Source organism: Enterobacter sp. BWH52 (assembly GCF_001037565.1).
In the GTDB taxonomy this organism is placed as follows: domain Bacteria; phylum Pseudomonadota; class Gammaproteobacteria; order Enterobacterales; family Enterobacteriaceae; genus Enterobacter; species Enterobacter hormaechei_C.
Window position 1 is genome coordinate 706,304 of record NZ_KQ089854.1, and the last position, 16,161, is coordinate 722,464.

Annotated in this window: 15 protein-coding genes; 12 read left to right on the forward strand and 3 right to left on the reverse strand. The window is 55.5% G+C overall.

Annotated elements, in window-relative coordinates; translation table 11 throughout:
• The 12 genes from murD (at nt 1) to mutT (ending at nt 14,399) form a co-directional block, all read left to right on the forward strand.
• Nucleotides 1-1,317, forward strand: coding sequence for a UDP-N-acetylmuramoyl-L-alanine--D-glutamate ligase (gene murD, locus SK47_RS03330; protein ID WP_023315390.1), 1,317 nt, complete (start codon nt 1-3; stop codon nt 1,315-1,317).
• The gene (gene ftsW, locus SK47_RS03335) at nt 1,317-2,561 is read left to right on the forward strand and encodes a cell division protein FtsW (RefSeq protein WP_003856348.1); all 1,245 of its coding nucleotides are present in this window, start codon (nt 1,317-1,319) and stop codon (nt 2,559-2,561) included. Before murD ends, ftsW begins: the two co-directional genes overlap by 1 nt.
• Nucleotides 2,558-3,622 carry an undecaprenyldiphospho-muramoylpentapeptide beta-N-acetylglucosaminyltransferase gene (murG, locus tag SK47_RS03340; protein ID WP_022650395.1) on the forward strand — a complete coding sequence of 355 codons (1,065 nt, stop codon included), beginning with the start codon at nt 2,558-2,560 and terminating at the stop codon, nt 3,620-3,622. The genes ftsW and murG overlap by 4 nt, the downstream gene beginning before the upstream one ends.
• Before the next feature lie 59 nt (nt 3,623-3,681).
• Nucleotides 3,682-5,157, forward strand: a complete 1,476-nt coding sequence (murC, locus tag SK47_RS03345; protein ID WP_003856345.1) for a UDP-N-acetylmuramate--L-alanine ligase — start codon at nt 3,682-3,684, stop codon at nt 5,155-5,157.
• The gene (locus tag SK47_RS03350) at nt 5,150-6,070 is read left to right on the forward strand and encodes a D-alanine--D-alanine ligase (protein ID WP_015572671.1); all 921 of its coding nucleotides are present in this window, start codon (nt 5,150-5,152) and stop codon (nt 6,068-6,070) included. The genes murC and SK47_RS03350 overlap by 8 nt, the downstream gene beginning before the upstream one ends.
• Nucleotide 6,071: 1 nt before the next feature.
• Entirely contained in the window at nt 6,072-6,914 is an 843-nt protein-coding gene (ftsQ, locus tag SK47_RS03355; RefSeq protein WP_003856342.1) for a cell division protein FtsQ, read from the forward strand.
• Nucleotides 6,911-8,167 (forward strand): cell division protein FtsA, encoded by a 1,257-nt coding sequence (gene ftsA, locus SK47_RS03360; protein WP_003856340.1) that lies wholly within the window; start codon nt 6,911-6,913, stop codon nt 8,165-8,167. Before ftsQ ends, ftsA begins: the two co-directional genes overlap by 4 nt.
• A gap of 63 nt (nt 8,168-8,230) precedes the next feature.
• Complete coding sequence (ftsZ, locus tag SK47_RS03365; RefSeq protein WP_003856338.1) at nt 8,231-9,382, forward strand: cell division protein FtsZ; 1,152 nt, start codon at nt 8,231-8,233, stop codon at nt 9,380-9,382.
• Nucleotides 9,383-9,483: 101 nt separating this feature from the next.
• A complete protein-coding gene (gene lpxC, locus SK47_RS03370) occupies nt 9,484-10,401 on the forward strand; it encodes a UDP-3-O-acyl-N-acetylglucosamine deacetylase (RefSeq protein WP_003856337.1) in 918 nt (305 codons plus the stop codon).
• 280 nt (nt 10,402-10,681) lie between these two features.
• On the forward strand, nt 10,682-11,185 hold the full coding sequence (gene secM, locus SK47_RS03375) for a secA translation cis-regulator SecM (protein WP_032628081.1): 504 nt from the start codon (nt 10,682-10,684) through the stop codon (nt 11,183-11,185).
• A gap of 58 nt (nt 11,186-11,243) precedes the next feature.
• Entirely contained in the window at nt 11,244-13,949 is a 2,706-nt protein-coding gene (gene secA, locus SK47_RS03380; RefSeq protein WP_003856335.1) for a preprotein translocase subunit SecA, read from the forward strand.
• Between the two features lie 57 nt (nt 13,950-14,006).
• Nucleotides 14,007-14,399: an 8-oxo-dGTP diphosphatase MutT gene (gene mutT, locus SK47_RS03385; protein ID WP_003856333.1), complete on the forward strand. Its 393-nt coding sequence runs from the start codon at nt 14,007-14,009 to the stop codon at nt 14,397-14,399.
• Nucleotides 14,400-14,433: 34 nt separating this feature from the next.
• Here mutT and yacG read toward each other — a convergent pair whose 3' ends face one another.
• The 3 genes from yacG to coaE are packed head-to-tail and all read right to left on the reverse strand — an operon-like array spanning nt 14,434 to nt 16,001.
• Nucleotides 14,434-14,628 (reverse strand): DNA gyrase inhibitor YacG, encoded by a 195-nt coding sequence (gene yacG, locus SK47_RS03390; protein WP_003856332.1) that lies wholly within the window; start codon nt 14,626-14,628, stop codon nt 14,434-14,436.
• A 9-nt stretch (nt 14,629-14,637) separates the two neighbouring features.
• Nucleotides 14,638-15,381 carry a cell division protein ZapD gene (zapD, locus tag SK47_RS03395; protein WP_045342610.1) on the reverse strand — a complete coding sequence of 248 codons (744 nt, stop codon included), beginning with the start codon at nt 15,379-15,381 and terminating at the stop codon, nt 14,638-14,640.
• On the reverse strand, nt 15,381-16,001 hold the full coding sequence (gene coaE / locus SK47_RS03400; RefSeq protein ID WP_048243504.1) for a dephospho-CoA kinase: 621 nt from the start codon (nt 15,999-16,001) through the stop codon (nt 15,381-15,383). The genes zapD and coaE overlap by 1 nt, the downstream gene beginning before the upstream one ends.
• Nucleotides 16,002-16,161 lie beyond the last annotated feature (160 nt).

The window sequence follows — 16,161 nt, forward strand, 5'->3', positions numbered from 1 at the left end:
ATGGCAGATTACCAGGGCAAAAAAGTCGTTATCATCGGGTTGGGCCTCACCGGCCTCTCCTGCGTGGACTTTTTCCTTGCGCGTGGCGTGACGCCGCGCGTGATGGATACGCGCGTCTCTCCGCCGGGTCTGGACAAGCTGCCGGAGCAGGTTGAACGCCACCTGGGTGGTCTGAATGATGAGTGGCTGCTGGCCGCCGATCTGATTGTTGCCAGCCCCGGTATGGCGCTGGCGCATCCTTCCCTGAGCGCCGCCGCGGATGCAGGCGTTGAGATTGTCGGCGATATCGAACTGTTCTGCCGGGAGGCGCAGGCGCCGATCGTCGCCATTACCGGTTCAAACGGTAAAAGCACCGTCACCACGCTGGTGGGGGAAATGGCGAAGGCGGCGGGCAAAAATGTCGGCGTGGGCGGTAACATTGGTCTGCCCGCTCTGATGCTGCTTGATAAAGGGTGCGAGCTGTTCGTCCTTGAGCTTTCCAGCTTCCAGCTGGAAACCACTTCAAGCCTGCATGCGGCGGCGGCGACGATCCTAAACGTCACCGAAGATCATATGGACAGATACCCGTTCGGCTTGCAGCAATACCGTGCGGCCAAACTGCGCGTTTATGAAAATGCCAAAGTTTGCGTGGTGAATGCCGATGATGCACTCACCATGCCGGTGCGCGGCGCAGACGATCGCTGCATTAGCTTTGGTATTAATATGGGTGACTATCACCTTAACCGTCAGCAGGGCGAAACCTGGCTGCGGGTGAAAGGTGAGAAAGTGCTGAACGTGAAAGAGATGATGCTCTCCGGCCAGCATAACTACACCAATGCCCTGGCGGCGCTGGCGCTGGCGGATGCCGTTGGCCTGCCGCGATCTTCAAGCCTGAAGGCGCTGACCACCTTTACCGGCCTGGCGCACCGGTTCCAGCTTGCGCTGGAGCACAACGGCGTACGCTGGATTAACGATTCCAAAGCGACCAACGTGGGTAGCACCGAGGCGGCACTGAACGGTCTGCACGTTGATGGCACGCTGCACCTGCTGCTGGGCGGCGACGGTAAATCGGCTGACTTCTCCTCGCTGAAGCAGTACCTCAACGGTGATAACGTGCGCCTGTATTGCTTTGGCCGCGATGGTAGCGAGCTGGCGGCGTTGCGTCCTGAGGTCGCCGAGCAAACCGAGACCATGGAGCAGGCGATGCGTCTTATCGCCCCACGCGTGAAGCCCGGCGATATGGTGCTGCTCTCACCAGCCTGTGCCAGCCTCGATCAATTCAAGAATTTCGAACAGCGGGGTGATGTCTTTACCCGCCTGGCGAAGGAGTTAGGCTGATGCGTTTATCTCTCCCTCGCCTGAAAATGCCGCGCCTGCCAGGATTTGGTATCCTGGTATGGCTGTTTACGGCGCTGAAAGGCTGGGTGATGGCTTCACGGGATAAAGATTCCGACAGCCTGATCATGTACGACCGCACGCTGTTCTGGCTCACGCTGGGGCTGGCAGCGATCGGCTTTATTATGGTCACCTCGGCGTCAATGCCTGTCGGACAGCGTCTGGCAAACGACCCGTTCCTGTTTGCCAAGCGTGACGGGCTTTACATCATTCTCGCGTTCTGCCTGGCGCTGATCACCTTACGCCTGCCAATGTCGTTCTGGCAGCGGCACAGTACGGCCATGCTCATCGCCTCAATCATCATGCTGTTGATCGTGCTGGTTGTCGGGAGCTCCGTTAACGGGGCATCACGCTGGATTGCCTTTGGCCCACTGCGTATTCAGCCGGCGGAGTTCACCAAACTGTCGTTGTTCTGCTACCTGGCTAACTACCTGGTGCGTAAAGTTGACGAAGTCCGTAACAACCTTCGCGGCTTCTTAAAACCGATGGGCGTGATTCTGGTCCTCGCGATCCTGCTGCTGGCGCAGCCCGACCTCGGTACGGTAGTCGTACTGTTTGTCACTACGCTGGCGATGCTGTTCCTGGCGGGCGCAAAACTGTGGCAGTTCATTGCCATCATCGGGATGGGGATTTCGGCGGTGGTGCTGCTGATCCTCGCCGAACCCTACCGTATCCGCCGTGTGACCTCGTTCTGGAACCCATGGGAAGATCCGTTCGGCAGCGGTTACCAGCTGACGCAGTCGCTGATGGCGTTTGGCCGCGGCGAAGTCTGGGGCCAAGGCCTGGGCAACTCGGTGCAAAAACTGGAGTATTTACCGGAGGCGCACACCGACTTCATCTTCTCCATTATTGGGGAAGAACTGGGTTATATCGGTGTGGTATTGGCGCTATTAATGGTATTCTTCGTCGCTTTCCGCGCCATGTCGATTGGCCGGAAAGCGCTGGAGATCGATCACCGCTTCTCCGGTTTCCTGGCCTGCTCTATTGGTATCTGGTTTAGCTTCCAGGCACTGGTAAACGTTGGGGCGGCAGCGGGTATGTTGCCGACTAAAGGTCTGACGTTACCGTTGATCAGTTATGGTGGTTCGAGTCTGTTGATCATGTCGACGGCCATCATGTTTTTGTTACGCATAGATTATGAAACGCGTCTGGAGAAAGCTCAGGCGTTTACACGAGGTTCACGATGAATCAACCGAAGCGGTTAATGGTGATGGCAGGCGGTACCGGTGGACACGTGTTCCCGGGGCTGGCGGTTGCGCACCATTTAATGGAACAGGGCTGGCAGGTACGCTGGCTGGGAACCGCAGACCGCATGGAAGCCGACCTGGTACCTAAGCACGGTATCGAGATCGACTTCATTCGTATTTCTGGCCTTCGTGGCAAAGGGATCAAGGCGCTGCTGCTGGCGCCGGTGCGCATTTTCAATGCCTGGCGTCAGGCGCGCGCCATCATGAAGCGCTTTAAGCCTGACGTCGTTCTGGGCATGGGCGGTTACGTTTCCGGCCCTGGCGGACTGGCGGCGTGGTCATTAGGGATCCCCGTTGTTCTGCATGAGCAGAACGGTATTGCCGGTTTGACCAACAAATGGCTGGCAAAAATCGCCACCAAAGTTATGCAGGCCTTCCCCGGGGCATTCCCGAAAGCGGATGTCGTAGGGAATCCGGTACGTGTGGACGTGCTGGCGCTGCCGCTGCCAGATACGCGTCTGGCGGGTCGTGAAGGGCCGGTGCGGGTGCTGGTCGTCGGCGGTTCCCAGGGCGCGCGTATTTTAAACCAGACGATGCCGCAGGTTGCGGCAAAACTGGGTGATGCAGTGACCATCTGGCACCAGAGCGGGAAGGGCGCTCAGCAGACCGTTGAGCAGGCCTACGCGCAGGAAGGTCAGCCGCAGCATAAAGTAACTGAATTTATTGATGATATGGCCGCAGCCTATGCCTGGGCCGATGTCGTGGTCTGTCGCTCGGGCGCGCTGACGGTGAGCGAAATCGCCGCCGCCGGTTTACCGGCGCTGTTTGTGCCGTTCCAGCACAAAGACCGACAGCAGTACTGGAATGCGCTGCCGCTTGAAAAAGCGGGTGCCGCGAAGATTTTTGAGCAGCCACAATTTACCGCTGATGCGGTCGCCACTACCCTGGCGGGCTGGAACCGGGATGTATTACTGGAGATGGCGCAACGCGCACGCGCGACCGCTATCCCGGATGCAACGGAACGGGTGGCAAAAGAAGTGAGCCTGGCAGCCCAGGCATAATTCTCGCAGCGCGTGTTGCGCTGCACGATTTTTTTGAAGTAGTCGATGGCGTTTAGAGAATGAATACACAACAACTGGCAAAACTGCGTTCTATCGTGCCCGAGATGCGTCGCGTCCGGCACATTCACTTTGTCGGCATCGGTGGTGCTGGCATGGGCGGTATTGCCGAAGTGTTAGCTAACGAAGGCTATCAGATCAGCGGGTCTGACCTGGCGCCAAACCCTGTTACGCAGCAGCTGGCGTCGCTGGGGGCGACTATCTATTTCAATCATCGCCCGGAAAACGTGAGCGATGCGAGCGTGGTTGTGGTGTCCAGCGCTATCTCCGCGGATAACCCGGAAATCGTTGCGGCGCATGAGGCGCGCATTCCGGTGATCCGTCGCGCGGAAATGCTGGCGGAACTGATGCGTTTCCGTCACGGCATTGCTGTGGCCGGCACGCACGGTAAAACCACCACAACAGCGATGGTCTCCAGCATTTATGCGGAAGCGGGTCTCGACCCGACGTTCGTTAACGGTGGTCTGGTGAAAGCCGCTGGCGTGCATGCGCGTCTGGGCCATAGCCGTTATCTGATTGCGGAAGCGGATGAGAGCGACGCGTCGTTCCTGCATCTACAGCCGATGGTGGCGATCGTCACCAACATCGAAGCTGACCATATGGACACTTACCAGGGTGACTTCGAGAACTTAAAGCAGACCTTTATTAACTTCCTGCACAACCTGCCGTTCTATGGCCGTGCGGTGATGTGCGTGGACGATCCGGTTATTCGCGAACTGCTGCCGCGCGTCGGGCGTCAAATTACGACCTACGGCTTCAGCGAAGACGCGGATGTACGCGTAGAAGATTACAAACAGATCGGTGCGCAGGGGCATTTCACCCTCGCGCGTCAGGATAAAGACCTGCTGCATGTCACCCTGAACGCTCCGGGACGTCACAACGCCCTGAATGCGGCAGCGGCGGTGGCTGTTGCGACAGAAGAAGGCATTGACGATGAGGCGATCCTGCGCGCACTGGAGAGCTTCCAGGGGACGGGCCGTCGTTTCGACTTCCTCGGTGAATTCCCGCTGGAGCCGGTAAACGGTAAGCCAGGTTCTGCGATGCTGGTAGACGACTACGGTCACCATCCGACGGAAGTGGACGCAACCATCAAAGCGGCACGCGCGGGTTGGCCGGAAAAGAATCTGGTCATGATCTTCCAGCCGCACCGTTACACGCGTACCCGCGATCTGTATGACGATTTTGCCAACGTCCTTTCGCAGGTTGATACCCTGCTGATGCTGGATGTTTATGCTGCGGGTGAAACGCCGATTCCGGGCGCGGACAGTCGTTCTTTATGTCGTACCATCCGTGGACGCGGTAAAGTGGATCCCATTCTGGTTCCCGACCCGGCGCAGGTGGCTGAAATGCTTGCCCCGGTCCTGACGGGTAACGATCTGATCCTGATTCAGGGCGCGGGAAATATCGGCAAAATCGCCCGTACCTTAGCTGAAATCAAACTGAAGCCGCAAACTCAGGAGGACGAGCGTCATGGCTGATAAGATTGCTGTCCTGTTTGGCGGCACTTCCGCCGAACGCGAGGTTTCTCTGAATTCGGGCGCTGCCGTGCTGGCGGGCCTGCGTGAAGGTGGCGTGGACGCGCATCCGGTTGATCCGAAAGAGGTGGACGTTACGCAGCTGAAAGCGATGGGCTTCGATAAAGCCTTCATCGCGTTGCACGGTCGCGGCGGTGAAGACGGCACGTTGCAGGGGCTGCTGGAGCTGATCGGTATGCCGTACACCGGCAGCGGCGTGATGGCATCCGCCATCTCCATGGATAAACTGCGCAGCAAACTGCTGTGGCAGGGGGCGGACCTGCCCGTTGCGCCATGGGTTGCACTGACGCGTCGTGAATATGAAATGGGTCTGTCGGACAGCGTTAATACACGCATTGCGGCACTGGGCTTACCGGTTATTGTTAAGCCGAGCCGTGAAGGGTCGAGCGTGGGAATGTCCAAAGTTGATAAAGCTGTAGATTTGGCTGACGCTTTAGCACTGGCATTTCAACATGATGAAGAAGTTCTGATTGAAAAATGGCTTAGCGGGCCGGAATTTACCGTCGCGATGCTTGGCGAAGAAATTTTACCGTCAATTCGCATCCAACCCGCCGGAGTCTTCTATGATTATGAGGCGAAGTATCTCTCTGATGAGACGCAATATTTCTGCCCAGCGGGTCTTGAAGCAGAGCGTGAAGCCGAATTACAGTCTCTGGTGCTTAAAGCGTGGAATGTTCTGGGATGTCGTGGCTGGGGACGCATTGACGTCATGCTTGACGGTGACGGGCAATTTTATCTGCTGGAAGCAAACACGTCTCCGGGTATGACCAGCCATAGCCTTGTGCCGATGGCGGCGCGTCAGGCGGGAATGAGCTTCTCGCAATTAGTTGTACGTATTTTGGACCAGGCGGGCTGATATGTCTCAGGCTGCATTGAACACGCGCAACCGCGATGACGAAGAAGAATATTCCTCTTCGCGCCGGAGTAATGGAACGCGTCTTGCAGGGATCATCTTCCTGCTCGGGGTGCTGTGCACCGTGTTTATCAGCGGCTGGATGGTGCTGGGCTGGATGGAAGATGCGCAGCGGTTGCCGCTTTCAAAGCTGGTGGTGACCGGGGAGCGACACTACACGCGTAACGATGATATTCGCCAGTCGATTCTGGCGCTTGGGTCGCCCGGCACCTTTATGACGCAGGACGTCAACATTATTCAGAGTCAGATTGAACGTCTGCCGTGGATAAAACAGGCAAGTGTCAGAAAGCAATGGCCTGATGAATTGAAGATTCATCTGGTTGAATATGTGCCGATTGCGCGTTGGAATGATCAGCATATGGTTGATGTAGACGGAAATTCGTTCAGCGTCCCGAGCGATCGTGTCAACAAGCAGAATTTACCGATGTTGTATGGGCCGGAAGGCAGCGAAAACGAAGTATTGCAGGGTTTTCGTGAGATGGGGCAGGTGCTGGCTAAGGATCGCTTTACGTTAAAAGATGCTGCGATGACGGCGCGCCGTTCCTGGCAGTTGACCTTAACGAATGGCATCAAGCTCAACCTTGGCCGCGGCGATACAATGAAACGTCTGGCGCGTTTTGTCGAACTTTACCCGGTTTTACAGCAGCAGGCGCAGACGGATGGCAAACGGATAAGCTACGTTGATTTGCGCTATGACTCAGGCGCAGCAGTCGGTTGGGAGCCGGCTCCGGTCGAGGAACCTAATCAGCAACAAAATCAGGCACAGGTACAGGCAGAACAACAATGATCAAGTCGACGGACAGAAAATTGGTAGTAGGACTGGAGATTGGCACCGCGAAGGTTGCCGCTTTGGTAGGGGAAGTTCTGCCCGACGGTATGGTCAATATCATTGGCGTGGGCAGCTGCCCCTCCCGTGGTATGGATAAAGGTGGGGTAAACGACCTTGAGTCGGTGGTGAAATGCGTTCAGCGCGCCATCGACCAGGCTGAATTGATGGCAGATTGCCAAATTTCCTCTGTCTATCTGGCCCTTTCTGGTAAGCATATCAGCTGCCAGAATGAAATCGGTATGGTGCCGATTTCCGAAGAAGAAGTGACGCAGGAAGACGTTGAGAACGTTGTCCACACGGCGAAATCCGTGCGTGTTCGCGACGAGCACCGTGTGCTGCATGTGATCCCGCAGGAATACGCGATCGACTACCAGGAAGGCATCAAGAATCCGGTCGGTCTGTCGGGCGTGCGTATGCAGGCAAAAGTGCACCTGATCACATGTCACAACGATATGGCGAAGAACATTGTAAAAGCCGTTGAACGTTGTGGCCTGAAAGTTGACCAACTCATTTTCGCCGGACTTGCCGCGAGCTATTCCGTGCTGACCGAAGACGAACGTGAACTGGGCGTCTGTGTGGTCGATATTGGTGGTGGTACAATGGACATGGCTGTCTATACCGGCGGTGCGTTACGCCACACCAAAGTGATCCCGTACGCCGGGAATGTGGTTACCAGCGATATCGCTTACGCCTTTGGTACGCCACCGAGCGATGCAGAGGCGATTAAAGTGCGCCATGGTTGCGCGCTGGGCTCTATCGTCGGCAAAGACGAGAGCGTTGAAGTGCCGAGCGTAGGCGGTCGACCGCCGCGCAGCCTGCAACGCCAGACGCTGGCAGAGGTAATTGAGCCGCGTTATACCGAGCTGCTCAACCTGGTCAACGAAGAGATTTTGCAGTTACAGGAACAGCTTCGCCAGCAGGGTGTGAAACATCATCTCGCGGCGGGGATTGTATTAACCGGCGGGGCAGCGCAAATTGAAGGTCTTGCGGCCTGCGCTCAGCGCGTGTTCCATACGCAGGTGCGTATCGGTGCGCCGCTGAATATCACCGGTTTAACGGATTATGCCCAGGAGCCGTACTATTCAACGGCGGTGGGCCTGCTGCACTACGGGAAAGAGTCCCATTTAAGTGGTGAGGCAGAGGTGGAAAAACGCGTCTCGGTGGGGTCGTGGGTCAAACGACTTAACACCTGGCTGCGAAAAGAATTTTAATTTTTTTAAGAGACCGGAGAGAATTAGCGGTCTCGGGCGACAGGCACAACGGAGAGAGAGATTATGTTTGAACCTATGGAATTAACCAACGACGCGGTGATTAAAGTCATCGGCGTCGGTGGCGGCGGCGGTAACGCCGTAGAGCACATGGTGCGCGAGCGCATTGAAGGTGTTGAATTCTTCGCGGTGAACACCGATGCGCAGGCGCTGCGTAAAACGGCTGTTGGCCAGACGATTCAGATCGGTGGTGGCATCACCAAAGGTCTGGGAGCAGGGGCTAACCCGGAAGTGGGCCGCAACGCGGCTGAAGAAGATCGTGAAGCGCTGCGCGCTGCACTTGACGGTGCAGACATGGTCTTCATCGCAGCGGGTATGGGCGGCGGTACAGGTACCGGTGCAGCACCCGTTGTGGCGGAAGTCGCTAAAGATTTAGGTATTCTGACCGTTGCTGTCGTGACCAAGCCTTTCAACTTTGAAGGTAAGAAGCGTATGGCTTTCGCGGAGCAGGGTATCACCGAGCTGTCCAAGCACGTGGACTCTCTGATTACCATTCCGAACGACAAGCTGCTGAAAGTGCTGGGTCGCGGTATCTCTCTGCTGGACGCCTTTGGCGCGGCAAACGACGTGCTGAAAGGCGCGGTTCAGGGTATTGCTGAACTGATTACCCGTCCTGGCCTGATGAACGTCGACTTTGCAGACGTTCGTACCGTGATGTCCGAGATGGGCTACGCGATGATGGGCTCTGGCGTGGCGAGCGGCGAAGACCGTGCGGAAGAAGCTGCTGAAATGGCGATCTCCTCTCCACTGCTGGAAGATATCGATCTGTCTGGCGCGCGCGGCGTGCTGGTCAACATTACCGCTGGCTTTGACCTGCGTCTGGATGAGTTCGAAACCGTGGGTAACACCATCCGTGCATTCGCCTCTGACAACGCGACCGTCGTTATCGGTACCTCCCTTGATCCGGAAATGAACGACGAACTGCGTGTGACCGTTGTGGCCACCGGTATCGGTATGGACAAGCGTCCTGAGATCACCCTGGTGACTAACAAACAGACTCAGCAGCCGGTTATGGATCGTTACCAGCAGCACGGTATGGCGCCTCTGACTCAGGAGCAAAAACCCGCTGCGAAAGTGGTGAACGACCCGACTCCACAAACGGCAAAAGAGCCAGATTATCTGGATATCCCGGCGTTCCTGCGTAAGCAAGCTGACTAAGAATTGGCTGGAATTTGGGGATTTGCGCTCTTTGTGCTAAACTGGCCCACCGTTAGTGATATACACTCTCGGTTGGATAGTTAATTTGGCGAGATTATACGATGATCAAACAAAGGACACTTAAACGTATCGTTCAGGCGACGGGTGTCGGTTTACATACCGGCAAGAAAGTCACACTGACGTTACGCCCTGCGCCGGCCAATACCGGGGTCATCTATCGTCGCACCGACTTGAATCCACCGGTAGATTTTCCGGCCGATGCCAAATCTGTGCGTGATACTATGCTCTGTACTTGTCTGGTGAACGAGCATGACGTGCGGATTTCTACCGTAGAGCACCTGAACGCCGCCCTGGCGGGTCTGGGTATCGACAACATTATGGTTGAAGTCGATGCGCCAGAAATCCCGATCATGGACGGGAGTGCTGCTCCGTTCGTTTATTTGTTGCTGGATGCCGGCATCGAAGAACTGAACTGCGCGAAGAAATTTGTTCGCATTAAAGAGACCGTTCGCGTCGAAGATGGCGACAAATGGGCTGAATTCAAACCGTACAATGGTTTTTCGTTGGACTTCACCATCGATTTTAACCATCCGGCGATTGACTCCAGCACCCAGCGCTATGCGATGAACTTCTCTGCGGATGCGTTCATGCGCCAGATCAGCCGAGCACGTACCTTCGGCTTTATGCGTGATATCGAATATCTGCAATCCCGCGGCCTGTGCCTGGGCGGCAGCTTCGATTGTGCCATCGTTGTTGACGATTATCGCGTACTGAACGAAGACGGCCTGCGTTTTGAAGATGAATTTGTTCGTCACAAAATGCTGGACGCGATCGGCGACCTCTTCATGTGTGGTCACAACATCATTGGTGCCTTTACCGCGTTTAAATCCGGTCATGCACTGAACAACAAACTGTTGCAGGCCGTCCTGGCAAAACAGGAAGCCTGGGAATATGTGACCTTCGAAGACGAAGCTGAACTGCCGCTGGCGTTCAAAGCACCGACTATGGTCCTGGCGTAACGGTTAAACCCATTTCGTAAGAAAAGCGACTGGTTCACCTGGTACTCTCTCCGACCAGGGAAGCCAGTCGTTTTTATTTCTGCCCTTCTTTAATTTGTCCCTTTCACCCCTGGCCTGTGTCGGGTGCCGAATAACGGTGTGTTCGCTGCATTATTGACCGTTTTTACCTGCTGCAAGGTGTCATTCCTGCTGCCGTGTATTGGCTTTAGTGGTAATATCTGGGCGCTAAAAAAGAATAACTAAACTCAGCCTGCACTGGCGGGCGAACGTGGTGGAGCAAGTGAGCGGAATACTGACGCGCTGGCGACAATTTGGCAGACGTTACTTCTGGCCGCATCTCTTATTGGGGATGGTCGCGGCGAGTCTCGGCTTGCCTGTGCTCAGCAACAGCGCAGACGCGGCGACGCCAGCACGTTCCACGACGACTAAACACGATCTCACCACACGGGTTAACTTCACTAATCTCGCATGGCTTGAAGCCAGCCGTCGTCCCAATTTCTCCGTTGATTACTGGCAGCAGCACGCGATTCGCACGGTTATCCGCCATCTGTCGTTCGCGATGGCGCCGCAGACGATGCCTGTTGCGGAAGAAACGCTGCCGGTCCAGGCTCAGCATCTTGCCCTGCTCGATACGCTTAATGCGCTTCTGACGCAGGACAACCAGCCGCCAGTGACCGTGAATCAGACGGCGAAAACGGATTTTGTTTCCCCTGCATCCTTCTCTGTTTCGACATGGATTAGCCAGGTTCACGGCATCCGTGCCGGGCCTCAACGCCTCAGCTAAATTAACCTTTTTCAATACCTTAATTTATCTGCCCGACTGGGGCGTTTGAGAATTTATTATGCTAATCAAATTGTTAACCAAAGTTTTTGGTAGTCGTAACGATCGTACCCTGCGCCGCATGCGCAAAGCGGTAAACGTCATCAACGGTATGGAACCGGCGATGGAGAAGCTCTCTGATGATGAACTGAAAGCAAAAACCGCGGAGTTCCGTGCGCGTCTGGAGAAAGGCGAAACCTTAGAAAGCCTGATCCCGGAAGCCTTTGCCGTAGTACGTGAGGCCAGTAAACGCGTGTTCGGCATGCGTCACTTCGACGTGCAGCTGCTGGGCGGGATGGTGCTCAACGAGCGCTGCATCGCGGAAATGCGTACCGGTGAAGGTAAAACCCTGACTGCAACGCTGCCGGCTTACCTGAATGCGCTGACGGGTAAGGGTGTTCACGTTGTTACCGTCAACGACTATCTGGCGCAGCGCGACGCCGAAAACAACCGTCCACTGTTCGAATTCCTCGGCATGACCGTGGGCATTAACATGTCCGGCCTGCCGGCACCTGCCAAGCGTGAAGCCTACAACGCGGACATCACCTACGGCACCAACAACGAATACGGCTTCGACTACCTGCGTGACAACATGGCGTTCAGCCCGGAAGAGCGCGTCCAGCGTAAACTGCACTATGCGCTGGTGGATGAGGTTGACTCCATTCTGATCGATGAAGCGCGTACCCCGCTGATCATCTCCGGCCCTGCCGAAGACAGCTCCGAGATGTACCGTAAAGTCGACAAAATCATTCCTCACCTGCTGCGTCAGGAGAAAGAAGACTCCGATACCTTCCAGGGTGAAGGTCACTTCTCCGTGGATGAAAAAGCGCGTCAGGTCAACCTGACCGAACGCGGCCTGGTGAAAATCGAAGAGCTGCTGGTTGCTGAAGGCATTATGGAAGAGGGCGAGTCTCTGTACTCCCCGAGCAACATCATGCTGATGCACCACGTAACGGCTGCACTGCGCGCGCACGCGCTGTTCACCCGCGACGTTGACTACATCGTTAAAGACGGGGAAGTCATCATCGTCGATGAACACACCGGCCGTACCATGCAGGGACGTCGCTGGTCCGATGGCCTGCACCAGGCCGTGGAAGCCAAAGAAGGCGTGGATATTCAGAACGAAAACCAGACGCTGGCATCCATCACCTTCCAGAACTACTTCCGTCTGTACGAGAAGCTGGCGGGGATGACCGGTACCGCAGATACCGAAGCGTTTGAGTTTAGCTCCATCTATAAGCTGGATACCGTGGTAGTACCTACCAACCGTCCGATGATCCGTAAGGATATGCCGGACCTGGTATACATGACTGAAGCGGAAAAAATTCAGGCGATCATCGAAGATATTCGCGAACGTACCGCGAAGGGCCAGCCGGTACTGGTGGGGACCATCTCCATCGAGAAGTCCGAAGTGGTGTCTAACGAGCTGACTAAAGCAGGCATCAAACACAACGTTCTGAACGCCAAGTTCCACGCTAAAGAAGCAGATATCGTTGCGCAGGCGGGTTACCCGGCAGCCGTAACCATCGCCACCAACATGGCGGGTCGTGGTACCGATATTATGCTCGGCGGTAGCTGGCAGGCTGAAGTGGCGGAGCTGGAAAACCCAACCCCAGAGCAAATCGCGCAGATCAAAGCCGACTGGCAAGTGCGTCACGACGCGGTGCTGGCATCCGGTGGTCTGCACATCATTGGTACCGAGCGTCACGAATCTCGTCGTATCGATAACCAGCTGCGCGGTCGTGCGGGTCGTCAGGGTGATGCCGGTTCTTCCCGCTTCTATCTGTCTATGGAAGATGCGCTGATGCGTATTTTCGCCTCTGACCGTGTGTCCGGCATGATGCGTAAACTGGGCATGAAACCTGGCGAAGCGATCGAGCACCCGTGGGTTACCAAAGCGATTGCCAACGCCCAGCGTAAAGTGGAAAGCCGCAACTTCGATATTCGTAAGCAGCTGCTGGAATATGATGACGTTGCCAACGACCAGCGTCGTGCGATCTACACCCAGCGTAACGAACTGCTGGACGTGTCCGACGTGAGCGAAACCATCAACAGCATTCGCGAAGATGTGTTCAAAGCCACTATCGACGCTCATATTCCACCGCAGTCTCTGGAAGAAATGTGGGATATCGAAGGCTTGCAGGAACGTCTGAAAAACGACTTCGATCTCGAACTGCCAATCAAAGAGTGGCTGGACAAAGAGCCTGAGCTGCACGAAGAGACCCTGCGCGAGCGTATCTACGAAACCGCGCTGGACGTCTACAAGCGTAAGGAAGAAGTGGTTGGCGCAGAGATGATGCGTCACTTCGAGAAAGGCGTAATGTTGCAGACCCTGGACTCCCTGTGGAAAGAGCACCTGGCGGCAATGGACTACCTGCGTCAGGGTATCCACCTGCGAGGTTATGCGCAGAAAGATCCGAAGCAGGAGTACAAGCGTGAATCCTTCTCCATGTTTGCTGCCATGCTGGAGTCGCTGAAGTATGAAGTTATCAGCACTCTGAGCAAAGTTCAGGTGCGTATGCCGGAAGAAGTGGAAGCGATGGAGCAGCAGCGTCGTGAAGAAGCTGAGCGTCTGGCACAGATGCAGCAGTTGAGCCATCAGACCGATGAGAGCGAAGCCGCAGCAGCAATCGCAGCGCAGACGGGCGATCGTAAAGTTGGTCGTAACGATCCGTGCCCATGCGGTTCCGGCAAAAAATACAAGGCGTGCCACGGCCGTCTGAGCTAAGAACATAACAAACTGAAAAGGCGCAGATATCTGCGCCTTTTTTATGGAAGTGACATGATGAAAACACTGCAAATTGCTGTCGGGATCATTCGCAACCCGCAAAACCAGATCTTCATTACCCAACGTGCCGCCGATGCGCACATGGCCAACAAATGGGAATTCCCCGGCGGGAAAATCGAATCAGGTGAAACGCCGGAGCAGGCGCTGGTGCGTGAGCTTCAGGAAGAGGTGGGGATCACCCCGCTTGGCGCAACGCTGTTCGATAAGCTGGAGTACCAGTTTCCGGATCGTCACATCACGCTGTGGTTCTGGCTGGTGGAAAGCTGGGAAGGTGAACCGTGGGGTAAAGAGGGGCAGCCGGGTAACTGGATTGAGCTTCAGGCCAGCGATGCGGAAAAATTCCCGCCCGCCAATGAGCCTGTGATACTCCGGCTGGTTGCACAACCGTAGGCCTGCTAAGCGAAGCGCCAGCAGGCTTTGAACGTTACTGCTGGTTTTCGCTCCAGTCATCGCTATCCGAGAGATCGCCTTCGCTCGGAATGCGTTTCTCTTCCGCCGCCCATTCGCCTAGGTCTATAAGCTGACAGCGCTTGCAGCAGAATGGGCGAAATGGACTCACTTCTCCCCAGACGACAGTTTTCCCACAGGTTGGGCAGTTTACGGTGGTTACGTCAGACATCGGCACTCCTTAACAACAGGCCAGTTCAAAATCGAGGCGTTCCGGCACGGTGCCATGTTCACTGTCCAGCGGCATAAAGCGGATCGCGAAACGGCTTTTATGTCCGGAAATTTGCGGGTAAAGCTGCTCGCTAAGAGACAGATTCAGGCGCAGAAGATCGGCGTCGTCGCCGTTATCCTGATAGAAACCGTTGAGACTGGTTTGTTTGCGGAACGGGGCAGAGTTACGCACAAGATCGAGGATCAAGGATAACGTCTGATTCATCGGCTCCAGGCTGCCCAGCCAGCTGTTCACCTGGCGATCGCGCTGTTCCTGCGGCATGTGCAACCACATATGCAGCGTTGGCAGGTCAAAGCTACAGCAACCGCCCGGTATGCTCAGGCGCTGGCGCACCAGCGCAATCAGACGATCCTCTCGTAAAAACTGGCCAACGCGCGGCGCGGCCATCAGCGTCGTGCTGCTGTTTTTCAGCTGCTGGCGTAAAGCGTCAATTCGACTTTGATCCACGCCCGGTACTTCGGCCCAGGCCTGTAATTTACGCTGCTGGCGCTCCAGCTCTTTCAACAGCTCAGTGCGGACGTCACCGCGTTCAATCACATCCAGCAGATCGCCCACGTTGCGGAAAAAATGCAGCGCGGTGGCGTGATCGTCGACAGGCAGATGTTGTGAAAGCTGTTGAATAAGAAATTCTATGCGTAGCCAGGTACGCATTTTTTCGTTAAGCGGGTGCTCAAAAAGGATATGAGTCGACATTATGGTTTTTCCTGTGCAACGGCCTGCGCGGCGAAGGTCAGATACTGCGCGTGCAGACGAGCAACATCCGATGCAATGGCATCTGGTGCGCCGTTATTATCAATAACATCATCCGCAACGGCGAGGCGCGCTTCGCGCGTGGCCTGTGCGGCAAGAATTTGTTCAGCATGTTCGCGTGAAACATGGTCACGCGCCATGGTTCTCTGGATTTGCGTTTCGCGGGAAACGTCAATCACCAGCGTTCTGTCTGCTTTATTCTGAAGCTGATTTTCCACCAGTAACGGGACGACCCACAACACATAGGGCGAACGGGCTGCGGCAATTTGACGCTGAGTTTCCTGGTGGATAATGGGGTGGAGCAGGGCATTAAGCCAGGCTTTTTCCGCTGGATCGGAAAATATGCACTCACGCAGCTGCCGACGATTCAGGGTGCCGTCAGCCTGTATCACACGGCGACCAAAATGCGCTTCGATGACGTTTAAGGCGGGTGTATTGGGTTCTACCACATGACGGGCAATGATATCGGCGTCGATAATCGTGATGCCGAGACGAGCAAACGCGTGCGCAACGGTGCTTTTACCACTACCGATGCCGCCGGTTAATGCGACGATATACCCCATTAAATCAGATCCTGGGAATTATTCAGTTTTAAAATCAGTTGCTTAAAATTCAAACTTACAACAGCCAATGTTTAGCTCTCTTTACCCGCTTTTTACCAGGTAAATTTATAGGATTGTAGCGTAAAAAAAGAGAATTTCGCAGTCTTGCGGAGCAGGTATT

Excerpts from the sequence above, each read along its gene's own strand:
- murD (WP_023315390.1), top strand. The coding sequence starts at position 1 with ATGGCAGATTACCAGGGCAAAAAAGTCGTTATCATCGGGTTGGGCCTC.
- ftsW (WP_003856348.1), top strand. The coding sequence starts at position 1,317 with ATGCGTTTATCTCTCCCTCGCCTGAAAATGCCGCGCCTGCCAGGATTT.
- murG (WP_022650395.1), top strand. The coding sequence starts at position 2,558 with ATGAATCAACCGAAGCGGTTAATGGTGATGGCAGGCGGTACCGGTGGA.
- murC (WP_003856345.1), top strand. The coding sequence starts at position 3,682 with ATGAATACACAACAACTGGCAAAACTGCGTTCTATCGTGCCCGAGATG.
- SK47_RS03350 (WP_015572671.1), top strand. The coding sequence starts at position 5,150 with ATGGCTGATAAGATTGCTGTCCTGTTTGGCGGCACTTCCGCCGAACGC.
- ftsQ (WP_003856342.1), top strand. The coding sequence starts at position 6,072 with ATGTCTCAGGCTGCATTGAACACGCGCAACCGCGATGACGAAGAAGAA.
- ftsA (WP_003856340.1), top strand. The coding sequence starts at position 6,911 with ATGATCAAGTCGACGGACAGAAAATTGGTAGTAGGACTGGAGATTGGC.
- ftsZ (WP_003856338.1), top strand. The coding sequence starts at position 8,231 with ATGTTTGAACCTATGGAATTAACCAACGACGCGGTGATTAAAGTCATC.
- lpxC (WP_003856337.1), top strand. The coding sequence starts at position 9,484 with ATGATCAAACAAAGGACACTTAAACGTATCGTTCAGGCGACGGGTGTC.
- secA (WP_003856335.1), top strand. The coding sequence starts at position 11,244 with ATGCTAATCAAATTGTTAACCAAAGTTTTTGGTAGTCGTAACGATCGT.
- mutT (WP_003856333.1), top strand. The coding sequence starts at position 14,007 with ATGAAAACACTGCAAATTGCTGTCGGGATCATTCGCAACCCGCAAAAC.
- yacG (WP_003856332.1), bottom strand. The coding sequence starts at position 14,628 with ATGTCTGACGTAACCACCGTAAACTGCCCAACCTGTGGGAAAACTGTC.
- zapD (WP_045342610.1), bottom strand. The coding sequence starts at position 15,381 with ATGTCGACTCATATCCTTTTTGAGCACCCGCTTAACGAAAAAATGCGT.
- coaE (WP_048243504.1), bottom strand. The coding sequence starts at position 16,001 with ATGGGGTATATCGTCGCATTAACCGGCGGCATCGGTAGTGGTAAAAGC.